Origin of the sequence: Klebsiella sp. 28 (assembly GCF_018223905.1) — a bacterium.
Classification (GTDB): Bacteria; Pseudomonadota; Gammaproteobacteria; order Enterobacterales; family Enterobacteriaceae; genus Klebsiella; species Klebsiella pneumoniae.
In genome coordinates, this window is record NZ_JAGRQY010000317.1 from 1 (window position 1) to 1,348 (window position 1,348).

Annotated in this window: 3 protein-coding genes and 1 pseudogene; all 4 read right to left on the minus strand. The window is 52.9% G+C overall.

The genetic code is table 11. The annotated features are described in order from the left end of the window. On the minus strand, positions 1-277 hold a 277-nt coding region (locus KHQ28_RS28785; RefSeq protein ID WP_159182614.1), incomplete at its 3' end, for a type II toxin-antitoxin system PemK/MazF family toxin. Further along, the gene (locus KHQ28_RS28790; protein WP_000288812.1) at positions 278-535 is read right to left on the minus strand and encodes an antitoxin; all 258 of its coding nucleotides are present in this window, start codon (positions 533-535) and stop codon (positions 278-280) included. A gap of 334 nt (positions 536-869) precedes the next feature. After that, positions 870-1,076, minus strand: a complete 207-nt coding sequence (locus KHQ28_RS28795) for a helix-turn-helix transcriptional regulator (protein WP_020805021.1) — start codon at positions 1,074-1,076, stop codon at positions 870-872. Continuing rightward, positions 1,073-1,348 (minus strand): annotated as a pseudogene (locus tag KHQ28_RS28800) (hypothetical protein); the annotation flags it as partial. The gene KHQ28_RS28795 and the pseudogene KHQ28_RS28800, both read right to left, overlap by 4 nt.

The window sequence follows — 1,348 nt, forward strand, 5'->3', positions numbered from 1 at the left end:
TGCGTTCCAGACGCTTGCCTTTCCGGGCCGCCATATCGATAGTCCTGGGCTGGTCGCAGCGAATAACGCCTGTTGTTTTGGTCCCCGCCTCTTCCAGTGAAACCGTGAAACCTGCTGTACGTGCAAAGTTTCCGCCGCTGGTGACGGGAACCACGACCGGTAGTCGGGTCAGCTTGTTAAACGATGCCTTCGATACAATGAGTACCGGACGTTTTCCACTTTGCTCGTGGCCAGCAATCGGATCCAGTGAAACAAGCCAGATTTCCCCTCTGTCCATTTACAGAATCTCCTTGCCCACCGCAGGCGCATCAATCCATTCCCGATCCTCTTCGCTCATTTCGGCGTGCGGATCGCACTGCGCCAGCAGCTCCTCAAGCGAATAACGGGGCCGTTTCTGGGGTTCAATAATCAGGCAGCCATTATCAATGGTCATACCCACTTCGCTGTCCGTCGACAGCTCCAGCGTTTTCAGCACGGCGGGAGGAACCGCCAGCATGATGGATCCGCCGACCTTTTTCAGGCGAGTTGTATACATAGAGGATCTCCGAATATTATATTTTAATATAACATCCAGGGTGGGTTGTGCACAATTACTCATCAGATTCATGGTGATTTCCTTAGCGTAATAAACCGTTATCCATCGAACGACAGATCCAACAGTTTTCAGTGGTGTGATGACCCGTAAAACGGCGACCATCCTGATACATCGGGCACTTCTCGTAGGGCAGGAAGCATTGTGTGCAGGCGAGAACTGATTTCGTTGTAAGAAGGCGATAATAGAAAACTGATTCTGGGGTTCAAAGGATTATGGCGAATCAGATAAATAAAATGCGGCGCGGCTTCCGTATCCGGGTTGCGCTGGAGGAACATCAGCGATAGCGCGAAGGCCAGATTTGCTCAGGTGCGATGCCTAACGCTTCCGCTATCAATCTTTCGCCTTTGGGCCAGCGTCGGTTAAGGGCGTTGGTCAGCGTGGAGGACGCCAGCCCGGCGTTACGGGAAACCGCCGTCAGCGACGTTCCCCGCTTTTTCAGCGCCGCAATAATGTCGGCGGGTTGCCAGTCCTGTTGCATCATGCCGTCACCTCGTCAATAAATTTAACGCCATCGGCGGTACGCAGCCAGCGCGGGGCTATCATTTCCGCAGCAAAATACTTAATCAGTTCATACAGCAGGCAGCTAAGGTATTTTTCCATTTCAGAGTAAAAGCTTTGCCCTGCCAGCATCTGCGTCAGGGAGAGACAGTAGCGGCAAAGCTCTGTGCATTCAGGCTCGAAACGGGGGGAATTTGCAGGGAGGGCATCAACAGTCAGGCTTTCAATAAGATGGGGCGGGACGGGCTCTAACAG